18 protein-coding genes and 1 pseudogene are annotated in these 19,102 nt (G+C 71.5%); 5 read left to right on the forward strand and 14 right to left on the reverse strand.

What is annotated here, in order from left to right; genetic code table 11:
• The first annotated feature begins 85 nt into the window (after nt 1-85).
• Complete coding sequence (ypfJ, locus tag GA0070617_RS19710) at nt 86-1,000, forward strand: KPN_02809 family neutral zinc metallopeptidase (RefSeq protein ID WP_091446701.1); 915 nt, start codon at nt 86-88, stop codon at nt 998-1,000.
• Nucleotides 1,001-1,089: 89 nt separating this feature from the next.
• Here the strand turns inward: ypfJ and GA0070617_RS19715 are convergent, their stop codons facing one another.
• From GA0070617_RS19715 to GA0070617_RS19725, 3 genes and pseudogenes are all read right to left on the reverse strand, one after another.
• On the reverse strand, nt 1,090-1,737 hold the full coding sequence (locus tag GA0070617_RS19715; RefSeq protein WP_091440691.1) for an acVLRF1 family peptidyl-tRNA hydrolase: 648 nt from the start codon (nt 1,735-1,737) through the stop codon (nt 1,090-1,092).
• Between the two features lie 453 nt (nt 1,738-2,190).
• Entirely contained in the window at nt 2,191-3,066 is an 876-nt protein-coding gene (locus GA0070617_RS19720) for a sulfurtransferase (RefSeq protein WP_091440694.1), read from the reverse strand.
• 134 nt (nt 3,067-3,200) lie between these two features.
• A pseudogene (locus GA0070617_RS19725) lies at nt 3,201-3,756 on the reverse strand (LysE family transporter).
• A 245-nt stretch (nt 3,757-4,001) separates the two neighbouring features.
• Between GA0070617_RS19725 and GA0070617_RS19730 the strand changes: the two are divergent.
• Nucleotides 4,002-4,838 (forward strand): VOC family protein, encoded by an 837-nt coding sequence (locus GA0070617_RS19730; RefSeq protein WP_229688199.1) that lies wholly within the window; start codon nt 4,002-4,004, stop codon nt 4,836-4,838.
• 333 nt (nt 4,839-5,171) lie between these two features.
• Here GA0070617_RS19730 and GA0070617_RS19735 read toward each other — a convergent pair whose 3' ends face one another.
• The 8 genes from GA0070617_RS19735 to GA0070617_RS19770 all read right to left on the reverse strand — a co-directional run bounded on the left by GA0070617_RS19735 (nt 5,172) and on the right by GA0070617_RS19770 (nt 12,089).
• Complete coding sequence (locus GA0070617_RS19735; RefSeq protein WP_091446705.1) at nt 5,172-5,546, reverse strand: metal-sulfur cluster assembly factor; 375 nt, start codon at nt 5,544-5,546, stop codon at nt 5,172-5,174.
• A 179-nt stretch (nt 5,547-5,725) separates the two neighbouring features.
• Nucleotides 5,726-6,202 carry a Fe-S cluster assembly sulfur transfer protein SufU gene (gene sufU / locus GA0070617_RS19740; protein ID WP_091440698.1) on the reverse strand — a complete coding sequence of 159 codons (477 nt, stop codon included), beginning with the start codon at nt 6,200-6,202 and terminating at the stop codon, nt 5,726-5,728.
• Between the two features lie 38 nt (nt 6,203-6,240).
• Nucleotides 6,241-7,557 (reverse strand): cysteine desulfurase, encoded by a 1,317-nt coding sequence (locus GA0070617_RS19745; RefSeq protein WP_091440701.1) that lies wholly within the window; start codon nt 7,555-7,557, stop codon nt 6,241-6,243.
• A gap of 7 nt (nt 7,558-7,564) precedes the next feature.
• On the reverse strand, nt 7,565-8,338 hold the full coding sequence (gene sufC, locus GA0070617_RS19750; RefSeq protein WP_091440705.1) for a Fe-S cluster assembly ATPase SufC: 774 nt from the start codon (nt 8,336-8,338) through the stop codon (nt 7,565-7,567).
• A complete protein-coding gene (locus GA0070617_RS19755) occupies nt 8,338-8,682 on the reverse strand; it encodes a non-heme iron oxygenase ferredoxin subunit (protein WP_091440708.1) in 345 nt (114 codons plus the stop codon). The genes sufC and GA0070617_RS19755 overlap by 1 nt, the downstream gene beginning before the upstream one ends.
• The gene (sufD, locus tag GA0070617_RS19760; protein WP_091440711.1) at nt 8,682-9,824 is read right to left on the reverse strand and encodes a Fe-S cluster assembly protein SufD; all 1,143 of its coding nucleotides are present in this window, start codon (nt 9,822-9,824) and stop codon (nt 8,682-8,684) included. Before sufD ends, GA0070617_RS19755 begins: the two co-directional genes overlap by 1 nt.
• 67 nt (nt 9,825-9,891) lie before the next feature.
• Nucleotides 9,892-11,322, reverse strand: coding sequence for a Fe-S cluster assembly protein SufB (gene sufB, locus GA0070617_RS19765; protein ID WP_091440713.1), 1,431 nt, complete (start codon nt 11,320-11,322; stop codon nt 9,892-9,894).
• On the reverse strand, nt 11,319-12,089 hold the full coding sequence (locus tag GA0070617_RS19770; protein ID WP_091440716.1) for a helix-turn-helix transcriptional regulator: 771 nt from the start codon (nt 12,087-12,089) through the stop codon (nt 11,319-11,321). The genes sufB and GA0070617_RS19770 overlap by 4 nt, the downstream gene beginning before the upstream one ends.
• Nucleotides 12,090-12,187: 98 nt before the next feature.
• Between GA0070617_RS19770 and GA0070617_RS19775 the strand changes: the two genes are divergently transcribed.
• On the forward strand, nt 12,188-13,177 hold the full coding sequence (locus tag GA0070617_RS19775; protein WP_091440719.1) for a COX15/CtaA family protein: 990 nt from the start codon (nt 12,188-12,190) through the stop codon (nt 13,175-13,177).
• Here GA0070617_RS19775 and GA0070617_RS19780 read toward each other — a convergent pair.
• The 3 genes from GA0070617_RS19780 to GA0070617_RS19790 form a co-directional block, all read right to left on the reverse strand.
• On the reverse strand, nt 13,105-14,022 hold the full coding sequence (locus GA0070617_RS19780; RefSeq protein ID WP_091446713.1) for an ATP-grasp domain-containing protein: 918 nt from the start codon (nt 14,020-14,022) through the stop codon (nt 13,105-13,107). The two genes, GA0070617_RS19775 and GA0070617_RS19780, sit on opposite strands and share 73 nt — an antisense overlap.
• A 5-nt stretch (nt 14,023-14,027) precedes the next feature.
• A complete protein-coding gene (locus GA0070617_RS19785; protein WP_091440721.1) occupies nt 14,028-14,360 on the reverse strand; it encodes a hypothetical protein in 333 nt (110 codons plus the stop codon).
• 157 nt (nt 14,361-14,517) lie between these two features.
• Nucleotides 14,518-15,474: a heme o synthase gene (locus GA0070617_RS19790; protein ID WP_091440722.1), complete on the reverse strand. Its 957-nt coding sequence runs from the start codon at nt 15,472-15,474 to the stop codon at nt 14,518-14,520.
• 267 nt (nt 15,475-15,741) lie between these two features.
• Here GA0070617_RS19790 and tkt point away from each other — a divergent pair, with 267 nt between their 5' ends.
• Nucleotides 15,742-17,880, forward strand: a complete 2,139-nt coding sequence (tkt, locus tag GA0070617_RS19795) for a transketolase (protein WP_091440725.1) — start codon at nt 15,742-15,744, stop codon at nt 17,878-17,880.
• A 14-nt stretch (nt 17,881-17,894) separates the two neighbouring features.
• Nucleotides 17,895-19,073: a transaldolase gene (gene tal, locus GA0070617_RS19800; RefSeq protein ID WP_091440729.1), complete on the forward strand. Its 1,179-nt coding sequence runs from the start codon at nt 17,895-17,897 to the stop codon at nt 19,071-19,073.
• The last annotated feature ends 29 nt before the right edge of the window (nt 19,074-19,102 follow it).

Raw genomic sequence — 19,102 nt, forward strand, 5'->3', positions numbered from 1 at the left:
CAAGATCATCGGGTACCGGAGCGACGTGGCGGACCCGGTCCGATACCGCAACCACACCCACGCCCAGACGTTGATCGAGGTCGACATGGAGCTGAACGAGAACGCCCGCATCGACACCAGCCAGGTGGACGACCGGCGAGGATCCGGCGGAGGTGGCGGGATCAGCGGGATACCCATCCCGATCGGCGGCGGCCGGGGAGGGATCATCGGCATCGTCGTCGCGGTGGTGGTCGCCCTGGTCGGCGGCGGTTTCGGGCTGAACTCCGCGTTCAGCGGCGGCGGCGAGGCCGGCGACAACACCGCCCTGGAGCAGCGCTGCTCGGGTGAGGACGCGCTGGCCCAGCTCGACTGCCGCAACACCCTCTACGTCAACTCGATCCAGGCGTACTGGCGTACCGCGCTGCCGCAGGCCCTCGGTGAGCAGTACCGCCCGGCCAAGACCGTCTTCTTCAGCCAGGGGGTCAGCACCGCCTGCGGGCAGGCCGACTCCGGCGTCGGCCCGTTCTACTGCCCCGCCGACAGTCAGATCTACATCGACCTGACCTTCTACCAGGTGCTCGCCGAGCAGCTCGGTGCCGCCGGCGAGTTCGCCCAGCCCTACGTGCTGGCCCACGAGTACGGCCACCACGTGCAGAACCTGCTCGGCACCAACGAGCAGGTACGCCGCCAGCAGCAGCGCGACCCGGGCAACGCCAACGAGCTGTCGGTCCGGCTGGAACTGCAGGCCGACTGCTACGCCGGCGCCTGGGCGAAGAACGCCACCGGCACGGCCGACGACACCGGCCAGAAGATCTTCACCAGCATCACCGAGCAGGACATCCGGCAGGCCATCGACGCCGCCGAAAAGATCGGCGACGACGCCATCTCCGAGCGGGCCAACCGCCCGGTCAACCCGGAGGAGTTCACCCACGGCTCGTCGGCCCAGCGTCGGGACTGGTTCACCCGGGGCTACGAGTCCGGCGACCCCACCCGCTGCGACACCTTCTCCACCCCCCTCTGAGGGGTAAGGAAGGGCCCCTTGTTAACGCTTTCGGTAGAGAAGGGTTCCCCTCTCACCATGGGGCGTTAACAAGGGGCCCTTCCTTCGTGTCAGGTGGGGTCGCGGATGAGGATGTGTACCGCGCGGGCTGCGGTGATCGCCTCGACCAGGACGGTCCGCCGGGGCTCGGGTACGTCGAGCAGCCGTTCGGCACGCAGTGCGGCCAGCGGGGCCAGCCGCCGGTCGGTCAGGACGATGTCCACCGCCCGCCGGTCCCCGCCGCAGACCAGCGTGGTCAGGGTGGCGACCTCCGGCAGCAGCAGCCGTACGGCCAGCTCGGCGGCGTCGGCCAAGGCGGCTTTGGCCTGATTGTCCCGCCGTCGGGCGAACCGCTGCTGCGACCAGCCGCCCGCGGCGGTACGCCCCTGCACGTACCGCGTGTCGACCTTGGAGATGATCAGCTCCTCGCCGGCCGCCACGCCCACCGCGACCGCGCCCTTGCGGGCCAGCAACAGGCCGATCCGGCGGGGCGCGGTCGCCGCCGCCGCGAAGGCGACCAGATCCGGGGTACGACGCACCCCGGGCGGGGCGTACAACTCGGCGGTGGCCCCGTCGGCGGCGGTGAGCAGCAGGCCGTGCGAGAGCGCGGTGGTGCTCGGCGGGCCGTGCCGGTCGGCGAAGCCGTCGACCCAGCGGGCGACGCGGGCCGGGTCGACCTGCACCCATCGGCCGCCACCGGCGGCGGGTCGGCTGGACATCACCCGACGGTACGGCACCCCGGGCGGGCCACTACCGGCCCGGCGGCCCCGTCGCGCCCGATCGGGCAGGCGGCGGCGGGGCCGGACAGCGCAGCCGGGCCGGAGAGCAAGCCGGGCCGGACAGCGCAGCCGGGCCGGAGAGCAAGCCGGGCCGGACAGCGCAGCCGGGCCGGAGAGCAAGCCGGGCCGGACAGCGCAAGCCGGGCCGGACAGCGCAAGCCGGGCCGGACAGCGGCCGGGCCGGACAGCGGCCGGGCCGAGCGGGACGGCGGCGGGTAGCGGGCCGAGCAGCGAGCCGGGCCGGGCCGGACGGCGCCGGGTAGCGGCCGAGCGGGACAGGACGGCAGCGCCGGCGGGCGGCCGGTCCAGGCAGCGGCGGGCGAACCGCGCTGACGAGACGGACGGACCGTAGTCGGCACTCGGGTGCCGGCTACGGTCCGCCCACGGCCGTGCTCAGCCCACCTCGAGCGGCAGGGTGGGGTCGCTGGTCCACTCCCGCAGCGAGCCGTCGTAGACCGCCACGTCGGTCTCGCCGATCAGGTGCAGGGCCAGGGCGTCGCCGGTGGCGGCGATCCCGCCCCCGCAGTACGTCACCTTCCGGCCCGGTTCGGCCTGTACGTCCCGGAAGATCTCCCGCAGCTCTGGTACCGGCCGGAACGTCCCGTCGGCCGGGTTGAGCAGGGCGGCGACGAAGACGTGCCGGCTGCCCGGGATGCGCCCGGGGCGGGGGTAGCTCAGCGTCTCGGTGGCGTGGAAGTCCTCCGGCGACAGCGAGTTGATCAGGCAGGCGCCGGTGCCGCTCTCGACCACCTGCCGGACCTCGTCGAGGTCGGCGAAGAGTTCCGGTCGGGGGGTGCCGACGAACTCCGCCGGCGGGTAACTCTCGGTGCCGGAGCGGGTCGGGCGGCCCTCGGCGGTCCACTTGCCGAAACCGCCGTCGAGCACCGCCACGTTGTCGAAGCCGTTGGCCAGCAGCAGCCACCAGACCCGGGTGGCCCAGAACACGTTCACCGCGTAGACCACGACGGTCGTGTCCGGGCCGATGCCCAGCCGGCCGGCCGCGGCGGCGAACCGTTCCGGTGTCGGCTTGGTGAACCACCCACCGTCGGGCTCGGAGAGCTCGTCGATGATGTCGGCGAAGGCCGCTCCCGGGATGTGGGCGGCCTCGTAGTCGGGGCGACCGGAGCTCTGGCTCCAGTCCGCGCCCGCCTCGGTCGGCGGGGCCAGGTGCACGGTAGCGTCGAGGATCCGCAGCTTCGGGTCGTCGAGATGCTCGGCCAGCCACTCGGTGGAGACGAGCGGGGTGGTCAGGTGGGCGGCGCCTGCCATCGGTCCTCCAGATGGAATCGAATACTATCCCTATCGGGATAATCTTGATTACCTTCGGTAGGAAGGACGGGCTACCACCAGACATTCCCGCAGGTGGCACGGTTCACTCGCCAACACCGACGGTGACTGCGCGTTCAGAACAGCAGGGTGACCACCGCGAGCCCGGCGATGATGGCGCTGGAGGCCAGGGCGGTGACCCGCCGGCCGCGCGGCCCGGTCAGCACCCGTCCCACCAGCGAGCCGCCACCGGCGATCAGCAGCTGCCAGCTCGCCGAGGCGAGACGCCCGCGCCGGAGTGTGCAGGCCACCGCGCTCCACCCGACGTGGTGCCCCGGCGGGCTCACCGTCATGCGGCAGCGACCGGGGACGCCGACCACGACGCCGTACGGGGCCGGGCGACGTCGGGCGCAGGGCCCGCCAGGCGGTGTGCGCGGCGAGGCCGAGCAACACCAGCGCCGCACCACCCGTAGTGGATCGGCGACCGGGGCGATCGCCGCGGCCAGCGCCGCGCCGCCGAGCACCGCCGCCGCGGCGTAGCTGCCGTCGGCAACGGCCACCCCGAGCGCGGCGGCGGCACCGACCCCGGAACGAGGTCCGCGCGGTCAGGCCGATGACGAGCACCGCGATGGCACCGACCGGGACGGCGACGCCGTACCCGGACACTATTCCGGCCAGGAACCCCGCCGTCACGACGGCTGACGGCGCGTCAGCCTGGCCCTCGGCACGGTCCGCTGTCGCCGCCCGGCAGTCGCCGCACGGACCAAAACCTGCATCGGGTACGCCTCGCTCACCCGACGGTCCTCACCCGGCCCAGCCGGACGGGCCAGTGGTTTTCCCGGCCACCCGGCCGCCCCGGAAAAACCGACGTGCGCCCCGCGTCGTCGTACGGCAGAATTGTCCAGTTGCCCGTTCTGCGCACGACGAGTGGAGTGGCGATGTCCGTGGACCACGTTCGACCAGCGGAGCCCACCGACCCATCCAGCGAAGGCACCGGCCGCCCCGACGACAGCAGCCCCCGCCCCGTCGAGGACGCCGTCGACTCCGGCGGGAGCAGCGTCCGACCCAACGAGACCACCGTGCCGATGTTGCACTGCAGTTCGCCCGAGGAGACCCTCGCGTTCTGGCGGGCTCTCGGCTTCGCGGTCACCTGGGAACAGCTCAAACCGTACGTGTACCTGGCGTTCCGGTGGAGCGGCTTCGAGCTGCACTACTACGCGCGGAGCGCGACGGCCCCGTCCCCCGGCCAGCCCGGCGGCTGCCTGGTGATGGTCGACGCGGTCGCGCCGTACCACGCGGTGTTCAGCGCGGCGATGCGCCGCGCCTACGGCAGGGTGCTGGCCAGGGGCGAGCCCAGGATCACCCGGTTCCGGCCCGGCGCGTCCCGCTTCACCGTGGTCGACCCCTCCGGAAACTTGATCACCTTCATCCAGCGCGACGAGCCGGCGGGCCTGGAGTACGGCGGCGCGAAGGATCTGACGGGGTTGGCCCGGTCGCTCGACAACGCCCGGATCCTGCGTGACTTCAAGCGGGACGACCGGGCGGCCTTCCGGGCGCTCAACTCCGGGCTGCGCCGGCACGGGGACGCGGCTCCCGCCGTCGAGCAGGCGTTGGCGCTCGCCGCGCTGATCGAGCTCTCGGTGGCGCTGGAGGAGCCGGAACGGGTACCCGGGTGGGGTGCCCGACTGCGGACTCTCGGGCTGACCGATCCGGAGCGGCAGCAGGTGACGCGCTCCGTATCCGACCAAGAGGTGCTGGCACCCTGGCTGCCCTGATCCGCTGCTCGACACGGTCAAGGTCCTGGCCTGCGTCGCTCCGGCGACGCTGTCCGGCGCCCAGTCCGGTGTCCCGCGCTCGGCCAGGTCGAGAGGTTCAGGTCACGCCTGCGAGGCCGATGCGCCTCGCTCTCTCCGTACCCGATCGGAGTGTAGATCTTGGACACTTACCGTCCAAATAGGACGGCAAGTGTCCAAGATCCACCTCGGGGCCCGCTTGGTGCGGTGACGGGAGGGGTGGGGGTGGGTGGGGAACGGGGCCCGGAAACGCGTCGAGCGCGGCACCCTGGTCGGGTGCCGCGCTCGGACGATGCCACGCTCCGAGGGGAACGCTCAGACGTTGAAGCCGAGGGTACGTAGCTGGTCGCGCCCCTCGTCGGTGATCTTGTCGGGGCCCCACGGCGGCAGCCAGACCCAGTTGATCCGGATGTCGCTGACCAGTCCCCCGCCGGGGCCGGTGGTCAGCGCCGACCGGGTCTGGTCCTCGATGACGTCGGTCAACGGGCAGGCCGCCGAGGTGAGCGTCATGTCCAGGGTGGCGACATTCTCGTCGTCGACGTGCACGCCGTAGAGCAGGCCGAGGTCGACCACGTTGATGCCGAGCTCCGGGTCGACGACATCCTTCATCGCCTCTTCGATGTCGGCGGTGGCGGCCTTGCCACCCCCGTTGCCGGCCGATGCCACCACGCCGTTGCCGGCCGATGCCATCACGCCGTTGCCGGCCGATGCCACCGCGTCGTCGCCGGTCGGCGCCACCGCGCCGCTGTCTGCCGTAGGCGCCACGTCATCGGCGGCGTGCGGTGCCACGGTGCCGTCGACGGCCGGCGTCGTCGCGCCGTCGGTGGCCACGGTGCCGCCCTGCGGCGTGGTGGCCGTTTCCTCGCTGCTCATGCCTTCACCTCCGGGCTCACGCCCACCCCGGCGCGTGCCGCGGCGTCCTTGAACGCCATCCACGGCAGCAGCGCGCACTTGACCCGGGCGGGATAGCGCGCGACACCCGCGAACGCCACCCCGTCACCGAGTACGTCCTCGTCCGGCGTGACCTCGCCACGCCCGGACATCAACTCGACGAACGCCTCGTGCACCGCGAACGCCTCACCCGCGTCCCGCCCCCGCAGCAGCTCGTGCAGCACGCTCGCCGAGGCCTGGCTGATCGAGCAGCCCAGCCCGTCGTACGAGATGTCGTGCAGCACGGTGCCGTCGCTGGCGACCCGTACGGTGACCTCGTCGCCGCAGGTCGGGTTGACGTGGTGCGCCTCGGCGACCCGGTCGGCCGGGTCGTCGGCGTCGCGCAGACCACGGCCGTGCGGGTGCTTGTAGTGGTCCAGGATGATCTCCTGGTAAAGAGAATCAGGATGCGTCACGCTGACCTCCCGTCGATCGCGGGCTCCTGCGTCGCCGCTCACGCGAACACCTTCCGCACCTGCTCCAGACCACCCACCAGGGCGTCGATCTCCGCGGTGGTGGTGTAGAGGTAGAACGACGCCCGGGTCATCGCCGGCACCCCGAACCGGGTGCAGACCGGCTTGGCGCAGTGGTGGCCGACCCGCACCTGCACGCCGAGGGAGTCGAGGACCTGCCCGACGTCGTGCGGGTGGATGTCACCCAGGGCGAACGAGATGGTGCCGCCCCGGCCCACCGGCACCGTCGGACCGAAGATCCGCAGGCCGGGCACGGTGGCCAGCGCCTCCAGCGCGTACGCGGTCAGCTCCTTCTCGTGCCACTGCACGGCCCGCACGTCCAGGCCGGTGAGGTAGTCCACGGCCGCACCGAGCGCCACCGCCTCGGCGATCGGCGGGGTGCCCGCCTCGAACCGGGCCGGCGGCGCGGCGAACGTGGAGCCGCTCATCCGTACCGTCTCGATCATCGAGCCGCCGCCGAAGACCGGTGGCATGGCCGCCAGCAGCTCGGCCCGCCCCCAGAGCACCCCGATGCCGGTCGGCCCGCACATCTTGTGGCCGGTGAAGACCACGAAGTCGGCGTCCAGGTCGACCACGTCGACGGGCAGGTGCGGCACCGACTGCGAGCAGTCCAGCAGCAGCAGCGCACCCACCTCACGCACCCGCGCGGTGATCCGCGAGGTGGCGTTGACGGTGCCGAGGATGTTCGACATGTGCACCAGCGAGACCAGTTTGGTCCGCTCGTTGACCAGGTCGGTCAGGCCCGACTCGTCCAGCCGTCCCTGCTCGGTGACCGGGAACCAGCGCAGCGTCGCGCCGGTCCGCTCGGCCAGCAGCTGCCACGGGACGATGTTCGAGTGGTGCTCCATCTCGGAGATCACGATCTCGTCGCCGGGGCCCAACCGGAACCGCTCGTCGGTCGCCGCCGACACCGCGGCGGGCAGCGAGGCGTTGGAGAACGCGTACGCCACGATGTTGATCGCCTCGGTGGAGTTCTTGGTGAACACCACCTCGTCCACGCTCGGCGCGTTGACGAACGCGGCGATCTTCGCCCGCGCGCCCTCGTACGCCTCGGTGGCCTCGGTGCCCAGGGTGTGCACCGAGCGGGACACGTTGGCGTTGTGCCGGGCGTAGTGCTCGGCGAGCACGTCGAGCACCTGACGCGGCTTGTGCGAGGTGTTGGCGCTGTCCAGGTAGACCAGCGGGTGCCCGTTGACCTCCCGGTCCAGGATCGGGAAGTCCGCGCGCACCCGCGCCACGTCGAAGCGGGGCACGTCGTCGTACTGCGGCATGCCCGGCGGGATCGCGATCGAGGTCATGGTCAGGTCAGGCCCGCGCCGAGCCGGCCCCGGCGACGTACCGCTCGTAGCCCTCTTCCTCGAGCTTGTCGGCCAGCTCCGAGCCGCCCTGCTCGACGATCCGGCCGGCCACGAAGACGTGCACGTGGTCCGGCTTGATGTAGCGCAGGATCCGGGTGTAGTGGGTGATCAGCAGCAGGCCGGTGTCGCCGGTGTCGCGGACCCGGTTGACGCCCTCGCTGACCACCCGCAGGGCGTCGACGTCGAGGCCGGAGTCGGTCTCGTCGAGGATGGCGATCTTCGGCTTGAGCAGCTCCAGCTGCACGATCTCGTGCCGCTTCTTCTCACCGCCGGAGAAGCCCTCGTTGACGTTGCGCTGGGCGAACGCCGGGTCCATGTGCAGGCGCTCCATCGCGCCGCGCAGCTCGCCACCCCAGGTACGCAGCTTCGGGGCCTCGCCGTCGATGGCGGTCTTGGCGGTGCGCAGGAAGTTGGCCACCGAGACGCCGGGCACCTCGACCGGGTACTGCATGGCCAGGAAGAGCCCGGCGCGGGCCCGCTCGTCGACGGACATGGCCAGCACGTCGACGCCGTCGAGGGTCACGGTGCCGCCGGTGATCTCGTACTTGGGGTGGCCGGCGATCGAGTACGCCAGGGTGGACTTGCCGGAGCCGTTCGGGCCCATGATGGCGTGGGTCTCGCCGGAGCGCACGGTCAGGTCGACACCGGCCAGGATCGGCTTGAGCTCACCCTCGGGCAGCTTGACCGACACCTGCAGGTCGCGGATCTCCAGGGTGCTCATTATCGGGTCACTCCATTGCTCGGCAGCGGACGGCCCTCGCCGTCGACGGGAAGGTAGATGTCGCCGTCGCGCACGTCGACGGGGTAGACGGGTACGGGTTCGGTGGCGGGCAGCCCGGTGGGCTCACCGGTACGCAGGTCGAAACGGGATCCGTGCAGCCAGCATTCCAGCGTGCACCCGGAGACCTCGCCCTCGGACAGCGCGACGGCGGCGTGCGAGCACTCGTCCCGCACCGCGTAGAACCGGTCGTCCTCGGCGTGCACCAGGGCGATCGTCGTACCAGCGACGTCCGCGCTGATCACGCTGCCCTTCGGCACGTCCTCGGTCGAACAGATCCTGATCATCAGGCACCGGCCCGGGTGAGTCGGGCCTCGATGGCCTCGCCCAGCCGCTCGCGCAGCTCCTCGACCGGGATCTTGTTGATCATCTCGGCGAAGAAGCCCCGGACCACCAGACGACGGGCCTCGGCCTCCGGGATCCCCCGGGCCATCAGGTAGAACAGCTGCTCGTCGTCGAAGCGGCCGGTCGCGCTGGCGTGACCGGCGCCGGCGATCTCGCCGGTCTCGATCTCCAGGTTGGGTACGGAGTCCGCCCGCGCGCCGTCGCTCAGCAGCAGGTTCCGGTTGATCTCGTAGGTGTCGGTGCCGGTGGCCTCGGCCCGGATCAGCACGTCGCCCACCCAGACGGTGTGCGCGTCGTCGCCCTGCAGGGCACCCCGGTAACCGACGTGGCTGCGGCAGTCCGGCACGGTGTGGTCGACCAGCTGGCGGTGCTCCAGGTGCTGGCCGGAGTCGGCGAAGTAGAGGCCGTACAGCTCGGCCTCGCCACCCCGGTCGGTGTACTCCACGCTGGTGTACTGCCGGACCAGGTCACCGCCGAGGGTGACCTGCACGTGGCTGACCCGCGCGTCGCGGCCCAGCCTGACCTTCAGGTGCTGGGCCTGCACCGCGTCGGCGGCCCAGTCGGCGACCGTGACCAGGGTCAGCTTCGCGCCGTCGGCCACCGCCACCTCGACGTTGTCGGCGAGCGTGGTCGATCCGGTGTGCTCCAGCACCACGGTCACCTCGGCGAACCGGCCCACCTCGACGAAGGTGTGCCCGAAGGCCAACTGCTCCGCACCGTCGCCGGTCACCCGTACGGTCACCGGCGCGTCCACCACGGTGTCCGCGGCGACCGCCAGCAGCAGCGCGTCGGCGGCCCCGCCGTAGGCCAGCGCGCTGATCCGGTCGACCGGGGTGAGCACGCTGCCCACCCGCGCGTCGCCGGTGTCGATCCGCTCGACGGTGACGCCCTCGGGCAGGTCACCGTGGGAGTGCCGGACCGCGCCGGTGGCGGTCTGGTCGTCACCGACCAGACCGCGCAACCGCTTGAGCGGGGTGAAGCGCCACTCCTCCTCCAGGCCGGTCAGGGCCGGGAAGTCGGCGACGTCGTACGAGCGGAGCGCCTGGGACTTGGTGCTGGGCGGCGCGGAAGCCTGAATGGTCATCTCTTCCTTGGTCTTCTGTCAGTGCGACGACGGTGTCCGGGGTGCGCGGACGGCGGTGTGGGCGGCCTCAGCCGACCGCGCCCTCCATCTGCAGCTCGATGAGGCGGTTGAGCTCCAGGGCGTACTCCATCGGGAGCTCCTTGGCGATCGGCTCGATGAAACCGCGCACGATCATCGCCATCGCCTCGTCCTCGCCCAGACCCCGGCTCATCAGGTAGAAGAGCTGGTCGTCACTGATCTTGGAGACGGTGGCCTCGTGCCCCATCGAGACGTCGTCCTCGCGGATGTCGACGTACGGGTACGTGTCGGAGCGGGAGATCGTGTCGACCAGCAGCGCGTCGCACTTGACCGTGCTCGCGCTGTGGTGCGAGCCCTCCAGCACCTGCACCAGACCCCGGTACGAGGTCCGGCCGCCGCCCCGGGCGATCGACTTCGACACGATGGACGAGGAGGTGTGCGGCGCGGCGTGCACCATCTTCGCGCCGGCGTCCTGGTGCTGACCCTCACCGGCCATCGCCACCGAGAGCACCTCGCCCTTGGCGTGCTCACCGGTCATGTAGACCGCCGGGTACTTCATGGTGACCTTGGAGCCGATGTTGCCGTCGACCCACTCCATGGTCGCGCCCTCGTGGCACACCGCGCGCTTGGTGACCAGGTTGTAGACGTTGTTCGACCAGTTCTGGATGGTCGTGTACCGACACCGGGCGTTCTTCTTGACGATGATCTCCACGACCGCGCTGTGCAGCGAGTCGGAGGAGTAGATCGGCGCGGTGCAGCCCTCGACGTAGTGCACGTACGCGCCCTCGTCGACGATGATCAGGGTCCGCTCGAACTGGCCCATGTTCTCCGTGTTGATCCGGAAGTAGGCCTGCAGCGGGATGTCCACGTGGACGCCCTTGGGCACGTAGATGAACGAGCCACCGGACCACACCGAGGTGTTCAGCGCGGCGAACTTGTTGTCGCCGACCGGGATCACCGTGCCGAAGTACTCCTTGAAGACGTCCTCGTGCTCGCGCAGCGCGGTGTCGGTGTCCAGGAAGAGCACGCCCTGCTCCTCCAGGTCCTCCCGGATCTTGTGGTAGACCACCTCGGACTCGTACTGGGCGGCGACCCCGGCGACCAGGCGCTGCTTCTCCGCCTCGGGGATGCCCAGCTTGTCGTAGGTGTTCTTGATGTCCTCGGGCAGGTCCTCCCAGCTGGCGGCCTGCTTCTCGGTGGAGCGTACGAAGTACTTGATGTTGTCGAAGTCGATCCCGGTGAGGTCGGCGCCCCAGGCCGGCATCGGCTTGCGGCCGAACAGGCGCAGGCCCTTGAGTCGCAGGTCGAGCATCCAGGCCGGCTCGTTCTTCTTGGCCGAGATGTCCCGCACCACCGCCTCGCTGAGGCCCCGCTGGGCGACCGACCCGGCGGCGTCGGGATCGGCCCAGCCGTACTCGTAGTTACCCAGGGCGGCGAGCTGCTCCTCCTGGGTCAGGGGGGCGACGATCTGCTCGGTCATCTATCTGTCCTCACAGTGGTGACGGGCTTTCCGGACTGGTCACGCCCCGGCTGGGCGGGAATGTGCGTGGTGCACACCCCGTCGCCGTGCGCGATGGTGGCCAGGCGCTGCACGTGGGTGCCGACCAGACGGGAGATCACCGCGGTCTCGGCCTCGCACAGCTGGGGGAACTCGGCGGCCACGTGCGCCACTGGGCAGTGGTGCTGGCAGAGCTGCCCGCCGGAGGCGATCGTGGTCGCGTTGGCAGCGTAACCCTCGGCGGTCAACGCCGCGGCAAGTGCCTCGGCCCGCGCCGGGAGATCGTCGCCGGCGTCCTCCATCGCGGAGCGGCAGCGGGCCTCCAGGGCGGCGACCTGGTCGGTGGCGAACGCCTCGACCGCGTCCGAGCCACCGGTACGGGCGATCCACCGCAGGGCGGCGGTGGCCATGTTGTCGTAGTGGTGGGTGCCGCAGCGGACCCGGGCCGCGTCGGTCAGCCCGAAGAGCTTGGCCGGTCGGCCCCGGCCCCGGTGCCCCCGGACGGTCTGCTCCCGGGCGGCCACGTCACCGTCGGCGAGCATCGCGTCGAGGTGCCGGCGGATCGCCGCCGGGCTCAGCCCGAGCGCGGCGCCCAACTGCGCGGCGGTGGTCGCCCCCTGCTCCAGCAGGAGCCGGGTGACCCGGTCCCGGGTCGAGACGTCGGCTGCGGGCGCGCTGCCGGACGGGGCCGCACCGGCGGCCAGACCGGCCGTCGGCCGGTGCCCGTGGAGCTCCGCCGCGTATTTCACAACGCCAACGTTACGTATTTCCGGCAGGGGTGGCAAACCCGGGTCCGGGTGATCCGAACCACCGGTGCCCCGGAGCCGCCCGGACCCCGAGCACTACGGTGCGTAGGATTTGCGCCGTGACGCCCTCTGCCCGGCTTCCGGTATCCGCCACACTGCTCCGCCGCCTCGCGTTCGCGTCGATCGTCGCGAACGTCGCGATCGTCGGCACCGGCGGGCTGGTCCGGCTGACCGCCTCCGGTCTCGGCTGCCCCACCTGGCCCCGGTGCACCGACGACTCGTACACCACCACCGCCGAGATGGGCATGCACGGGGTGATCGAGTTCGGCAACCGGCTGCTCACCTTCGCGGTGGGGGCGATCGCACTGGCCGTAGTGGTGGCCGTGCTGAGCCACCGTCCCCGCCGGCCGGAGCTGGTGCCGCTGGCGGTCGGGGTGCTGCTGGGCATCCCCGCCCAGGCGGTGATCGGCGGCATCACCGTGCTCACCGACCTCAACCCGTGGGTGGTGGGGCTGCACTTCCTCGCCTCGATGGTGGTCATCGCGGTGGCGTACGCGCTCTGGCGGCGGATCAAGGATCCGGCCGGGCCGGTGGTGCCGGTGGTGCCGGTGGTGCCGGCGCCGCTGCGCACCCTGGCCCGGCTCACCGCCGTGGTCAGCGCCTCCGTGCTGGTGGTCGGGACCTGGGTCACCGGCAGCGGCCCGCACGCCGGCGACCACGGCGCGGCCCGCAACGGCCTTGACCCGCAGACTATCTCCCAGCTCCACGCCGACGGCGTCTTCCTGCTGATCGGGCTCTCCGTGGCGCTGGTCTTCGCCTTCCGCGCCGTGGGCGCGGCGCACGCCGCCCGGGCCGCCGGGATCCTGGTCGCGGTGGAGCTGGGTCAGGGCCTGATCGGTGTCGTGCAGTACCTCACCGACCTGCCCGCGCTGCTGGTCGGCGCGCACATGGTCGGCTCCTGCCTGGTGCTGCTGGCCACCCTGTCGATGCTCTGGTCGACCCGCGAGCGCCGCCCGGTTCAGCCCGGCCGCGACGACGACAGGCGGCCGGCGATGGCCTCGGCCAGCCGGTCGGCGGCACCCTCGGCGTAGCCGAGGAAGAGCGACGGCTCGGCCAGCTCCAGCTCGACCAGCACCGGCGCGCCATCCGGACCGGCGATCAGGTCCACCCGGGCGTAGAGCAGCTGGCCCGGGCCGCCCGGCACGGTCGCCAGGGCCTTCCCGGCAACCGCCAGCTGGTCGGCGGTGGCGCTGCGGGCGGTGATCTCCTCCGGCCGGTACAGGCCGGGCGCACGAAGGTCCGGGCCGGTGAGGATCGGGCCCTTGCGGATCGCGTGGCTGAAGACCGGGCCGTCCGGGCCGGCCAGGAAGAGCAGCGCGGTCTCGCCGTCGGTGTCCACCGCGCTCAGGTACGGCTGCACCATGACCGTCCGGCCGGCCGCCGTGAGCCGACGGACGTGGGCCACGGCCAACTCGCGGTGCCGGGGGTCGGCCGGGTCGTACCGGCCGGTGTCCTGGCTGCCCGCGCTGACCGCCGGCTTGACCACGTACTCGCCGGGCCCGGTCGGGGGTTGCCAGTGCTGACCGGGCTCGACCCAGCTGGTGGGCACGGTGGGCACCCCGGCCCGGCCCAGCTCGGCCAGGTACCGCTTGTCGGTGTTCCAGCCGACCACCCCGGCCGGGTTGGCCAGCCGGGGCACCCGGGTCGCCCAGGCGACGAAGTCGTCCCGGCGTGGCACGTAGTCCCACGGGGAACGGAGCACCACCAGGTCGTAGCCGGCCCAGTCGACCCGTGGGTCGTCCCAGACCTCCGGTACGGCGGTGACGCCCCGGGCGGCCAGCGGGGCGATCACCAGGCGGTCGTCCGCCTCCAGCTCCGCGAACTCGGTGCAGGTGACCAGGGCGATCCGCGCCCCGGCCCGGGTGCCGCCGGTCATCGCGGTCAGCGGGCCATCGTCCGGCGGGCCATCGACCGCCACAGGTCGTTGCTCGGCCGCATCTGGTCCATCAGCTCCCGCTCCCAGGCGTTCTCCACGTCCACTCCCGCCTCGGCGCAGGCCTGGCGGGCGGTGACGGTGTCCTCGGCGAACTGGTCGCCCCAGGCACCGTCGGTGCCGACCAGGACGATGCGCGCTCCGCGCTTGCCGACGTACTCGACGACCGCCTTCGCGCCGCCGTGGCTGGCGGCGAACGACCGGATTCCCGCGACCAGGCCGTTGGGGGCCGGCGCGGGGGTCTGCTCGGCGGTCAGGGTTGTATCGGAACCATCTGCCATGACGCGAAGCCTAAGCAGACTTCGGATGACACGCGGCGGAACCATCAACTATTTGTGATGCCGATTACGAAAAGGTTTAGCCTTGCTCCGCAGCGTAATGCCCGGATATATCCGCTTATGACGGGACCAAATGCACCAGAAACGGTGCCGGCGTGGCTCAGATCAGCGCGTCCAGGGCGACCGCGGCGAAGACGATGGTCAGGTACGTCGTCGACCAGTGGAACAGCCGCATCGGCCGGACCGCCTCGCCACGGGTCACCCGCCCGCAGAGCCGGTGCGCCTCCAGCAGGAAGATGCCCCCGACCACCAGGGTGGGCACGCCGTAGATGGCGCTCATGCCCAGCGGCCAGAGGGCCAACGAGGTCAGCACGGTGAGCCAGGCGAAGATCAGGATCTCGGCGTTGACCCGACGGGCCGAGGCCACCACCGGCAGCATCGGGATGCCGGCCCGGGCGTAGTCGTCCTTGTACTTCATGGCCAGCGGGTAGAAGTGCGGCATCTGCCAGAAGAAGACCACCGCGAAGAGCACCCAGGCGGCCGGGGCCAGCGACCCGGTCACCGCCGCCCAGCCGATCAGCACCGGCGCGGCCCCGCACGCCCCACCCCAGAAGGTGTTGGCCGTCGTGGTGCGCTTGAGCCAGAGCGTGTAGACCAGGTCGTAGTAGAGAATCGCGGCGAGGGTGAGCCCGGCGGCCAGCAGGTTGGTGAAGACCGCCATCAGGGCCACCGACACCGCCGCCAGCACCAGCCCGAACACCAACGCGCTGCGCGGCGACACGGTGTGCGCGGGCAGCGGGCGCCGCTTGGTGCGCCGCATCAACTGGTCGATGTCCCGGTCGATGTAGCAGTTGAGCACGCTGGCCGCGCCGGCGGCGAGCGAACCGCCGACCAGCACCACCGCCACCAGCCAGAGCGAGGGCAGCCCGCCGTGCGCCAGCATCATCGCCGGCACCGTGGTGACCAACAGCAACTCGACGATCCGGGGCTTGGTGAGCGTGACGTAGGCCGAGACGACCGCCCGCACGTCCCGCCGTACCACCGGCGGCGCGTCGTCCGTCCGCACCGGCGGTGGCCCGGCAGGTTTGCTGACGGGGCGCTCGGTGATCATGCTCACGGATTGCCACCTTCCGGCATCGGCAGGGGGAGTTCGAGTCGGTCGGGGCCCGGAATCCGGGGCCACACACCGACCGACAGCCTACGCGTCGCCGTTTGCGCTGCCCGGGCGACCCGACAACGGTGCGCCCGTCGTCACAGTACGAGATGAACGATCCACCGGGTCCGTCCCGTACCTCAGACCATGCAGAGATCCCTGGGCGGATGTTTAGAACCGCTCGATAGGGTCATCACCGAGGGTTCCGCCCAACCGAGGAGCACATACATCGTGGCTGCCAACCGACCCGCGCACTCGACACTGAACTGGACCGACCTCGACCGGCGGGCGGTGGACACCGTCCGCGTACTGGCCATGGACGCCGTGGAGAAATCCGGCAACGGCCACCCCGGCACCGCGATGAGCCTCGCTCCCGCGGCCTACCTTCTGTTCAACCGGGTCATGCGGCACAACCCGACCGACCCGAACTGGCCCGGCCGGGACCGCTTCGTGCTCTCCGCCGGGCACTCCAGTCTGACCCTGTACATCCAGCTCTTCCTCGCCGGGTACCCGTTGAGCCTGGACGACCTGAAGGCGCTGCGGCAGTGGGGCTCGCTGACCCCGGGTCACCCGGAGCACGGCCACACCCCGGGCGTGGAGACCACCACCGGGCCGCTCGGCCAGGGGCTGGGCAACGCGGTCGGGATGGCGATGGCGGCCCGCCGCGAGCGGGGGCTGTTCGACCCGGACGCCGAGCCGGGCGCGTCGGTCTTCGACCACCAGATCTGGTGCATCGCCTCCGACGGTGACATCGAGGAGGGCATCAGCCACGAGGCCAGCGCGCTCGCCGGCCACCAGCAGCTGGGCAACCTCACCCTGATCTACGACGACAACGAGATCTCGATCGAGGACGACACCCGGATCGCGATGAGCGAGGACGTCGCCGCCCGGTACGCGGCGTACGGCTGGCACGTGCAGACCGTCGACTGGCGCACCGGCGACGCCGACCAGGGCGACTACCACGAGAACGTCGAGGCGCTCTTCGAGGCGCTTACCGCCGCCCGGGCCGAGACCAACCGGCCGTCGTTCATCGCGCTGCGCACCATCATCGGCTGGCCCGCGCCGAACAAGCAGAACACCGGCAAGATCCACGGCTCGGCGCTAGGCGCCGACGAGGTCGCCGCCACCAAGCAGATCCTCGGCTTCGACCCGGCCCGCACCTTCGACGTCGACGAGGAGGTCCTCGGCCACGCCCGGCAGGTGGTCGGCCGGGGCGGCGAGGCCCAGCAGGAGTGGCAGCAGGCGTACGACAAGTGGGCCGAGGCCAACCCGGAGCGCAAGGCGCTGCACGACCGGCTGGCCGGGCGGATCCTGCCCGACGGCTGGACCGAGGCGCTGCCGACCTTCCCCGCCGACGCCAAGGGCGTGGCCACCCGGGCCGCCTCCGGCAAGGTCCTGGAGGCTCTCGCCCCGGTGCTGCCCGAGCTGTGGGGCGGCTCGGCCGACCTGGCCGAGAGCAACAACACCACCATGAAGGGCGAGCCGTCGTTCGTCCCGGCGGTGCACGCCACCAAGGACTTCCCCGGTCACGAGTACGGCCGCACCCTGCACTTCGGCATCCGTGAGCACGCCATGGGCGCGATCCTCAACGGCATCGCCCTGCACGGCGGCACCCGCCCGTACGGCGGCACGTTCCTGGTCTTCAGCGACTACATGCGCCCCTCGGTGCGGCTGGCCGCGCTGATGAAGCTGCCGGTCACCTACGTCTGGACGCACGACTCGATCGGGCTGGGCGAGGACGGCCCCACCCACCAGCCGGTGGAGCACCTGACCGCGCTGCGGGCCATCCCCGGCCTGGACGTGGTCCGTCCCGCCGACGCCAACGAGACCGCCTGGGCGTGGCGGCAGGCCCTGGAGCACACCGACCGGCCGACCGCGCTGGCGCTGAGCCGTCAGGCGCTGCCGACCCTGGACCGCACGGTGGTGGCCGGCGCCGAGGGGACCGCCAAGGGCGGTTACGTGCTGGCCGAGGCGTCCACCGGCAAGCCGCAGGTGATCATCATCGGCACCGGTTCCGAGGTGCAGCTCTGCCTGACCGCCCGGGAGCGGCTGGAGGCCGAGGGCACCCCCGCCCGGGTCGTCTCGATGCCCTGCCAGGAGTGGTTCTTCGCCCAGGACGAGGCGTACCGCGAGTCGGTGCTGCCCCGTGGGGTAAAGGCACGGGTGAGCGTGGAGGCCGGCATCGCGATGTCCTGGCGGGGCATCGTCGGCGACGGTGGCGAGTGCGTGAGCCTGGAGCACTACGGCGCGAGCGCTCCGCACTCCGTGCTCTTCGAGCAGTTCGGTTTCACGCCCGACCGGATCATCGCCGCCGCGCACGCGGCGTTGAGCCGGCAGGGCGACATCACCGGTTTCACCACCGGCAACTGAGGGAGCGGCAGCGCATGACAGACAGACTGGGTGAGCTCACCGCCGCGGGAGTGGCGGTCTGGCTCGACGATCTTTCCAGGGTGCGGCTCAGCTCGGGCGGGCTGGACCAGCTCCGCCGGGAGCAGCACGTGGCCGGGGTGACCACCAACCCGACCATCTTCGCCAAGGCGCTCAGCGACGCCGACGAGTACAACTGGCAGTTGCGGGACCTGGCCACCCGGGGCGTGGACGTCGAAGAGGCGGTCCGCATGCTCACCACGTACGACGTGCGGTGGGCGTGTGACGTGATGCGGCCCTCGTACGACGGCAGCGCCGGGGTCGACGGCCGGGTCTCCATCGAGGTCGACCCCCGGGTGGCCCACGACAGCGACAAGACCCTCGCCGAGGCCAAGGCGCTGTGGTGGCTGGTGGACCGGCCCAACCTGTTCATCAAGATCCCGGCCACCGAGGCCGGCCTGCCGGCGATCACCAAGACCCTGGCCGAGGGGATCAGCGTCAACGTCACGCTGATCTTCGGGCTGGACCGCTACTCGGCGGTGATGGAGGCCTTCCTCGCCGGGCTGGAGCAGGCCAAGGCCAACGGCCACGACCTGTCCAAGATCGGCTCGGTGGCCTCGTTCTTCGTCTCCCGGGTCGACTCCGAGGTCGACAAGCGACTGGAGAAGATCGGCTCCGAGCAGGCCAAGGCGCTGCGCGGCAAGGCCGCCGTGGCCAACGCCCAGCTCGCCTACGAGCGCTACGGCGAGGTCTTCTCCTCCGACCGCTGGCAGGCCCTGGCCGACGCCGGCGCCCACCCGCAGCGCCCGCTCTGGGCATCCACCTCGACGAAGAACCCGGACTACCGGGACGTCATCTATGTCGAGGAGCTGATCGCCCCGGGCACCGTCAACACCATGCCCGAGTCGGTGGTGCAGGCGTACGCCGAGCACGGCGAGACCCAGGCGGACACCATCACCGGCTCGTACGACGCGGCCCGGCAGGTCTTCGACGACCTCGCGTCGGTCGGCGTCGACATGTCGGACGTGATCGCCACCCTGGAGCGCGAGGGGGTGGAGAAGTTCGAGGCGAGCTGGCAGGAGCTGCTCGACGGGGTCCGCAAGTCGCTGACCGCCGCGGCCCAGGGCACCGGTGCGCCGAACCAGGCCGCCCAGGACAACGCCGCCGCCGCCCAGCAGGCCGGAGGCAACGCATGAGCGAGCGAATCATCAGGGCCGGAGGCAAC

The organism is Micromonospora yangpuensis (assembly GCF_900091615.1).
In the GTDB taxonomy this organism is placed as follows: domain Bacteria; phylum Actinomycetota; class Actinomycetes; order Mycobacteriales; family Micromonosporaceae; genus Micromonospora; species Micromonospora yangpuensis.

Coding starts and splice junctions, on each gene's coding strand:
- ypfJ (WP_091446701.1), top strand. CDS start 86: ATGGAGCTGAACGAGAACGCCCGCATCGACACCAGCCAGGTGGACGAC.
- GA0070617_RS19715 (WP_091440691.1), bottom strand. CDS start 1,737: ATGTCCAGCCGACCCGCCGCCGGTGGCGGCCGATGGGTGCAGGTCGAC.
- GA0070617_RS19720 (WP_091440694.1), bottom strand. CDS start 3,066: ATGGCAGGCGCCGCCCACCTGACCACCCCGCTCGTCTCCACCGAGTGG.
- GA0070617_RS19730 (WP_229688199.1), top strand. CDS start 4,002: ATGTCCGTGGACCACGTTCGACCAGCGGAGCCCACCGACCCATCCAGC.
- GA0070617_RS19735 (WP_091446705.1), bottom strand. CDS start 5,546: ATGGCATCGGCCGGCAACGGCGTGGTGGCATCGGCCGGCAACGGGGGT.
- GA0070617_RS19745 (WP_091440701.1), bottom strand. CDS start 7,557: ATGACCTCGATCGCGATCCCGCCGGGCATGCCGCAGTACGACGACGTG.
- sufC (WP_091440705.1), bottom strand. CDS start 8,338: ATGAGCACCCTGGAGATCCGCGACCTGCAGGTGTCGGTCAAGCTGCCC.
- GA0070617_RS19755 (WP_091440708.1), bottom strand. CDS start 8,682: ATGATCAGGATCTGTTCGACCGAGGACGTGCCGAAGGGCAGCGTGATC.
- sufD (WP_091440711.1), bottom strand. CDS start 9,824: ATGACCATTCAGGCTTCCGCGCCGCCCAGCACCAAGTCCCAGGCGCTC.
- sufB (WP_091440713.1), bottom strand. CDS start 11,322: ATGACCGAGCAGATCGTCGCCCCCCTGACCCAGGAGGAGCAGCTCGCC.
- GA0070617_RS19780 (WP_091446713.1), bottom strand. CDS start 14,022: ATGACCGGCGGCACCCGGGCCGGGGCGCGGATCGCCCTGGTCACCTGC.
- GA0070617_RS19785 (WP_091440721.1), bottom strand. CDS start 14,360: ATGGCAGATGGTTCCGATACAACCCTGACCGCCGAGCAGACCCCCGCG.
- tal (WP_091440729.1), top strand. CDS start 17,895: ATGACAGACAGACTGGGTGAGCTCACCGCCGCGGGAGTGGCGGTCTGG.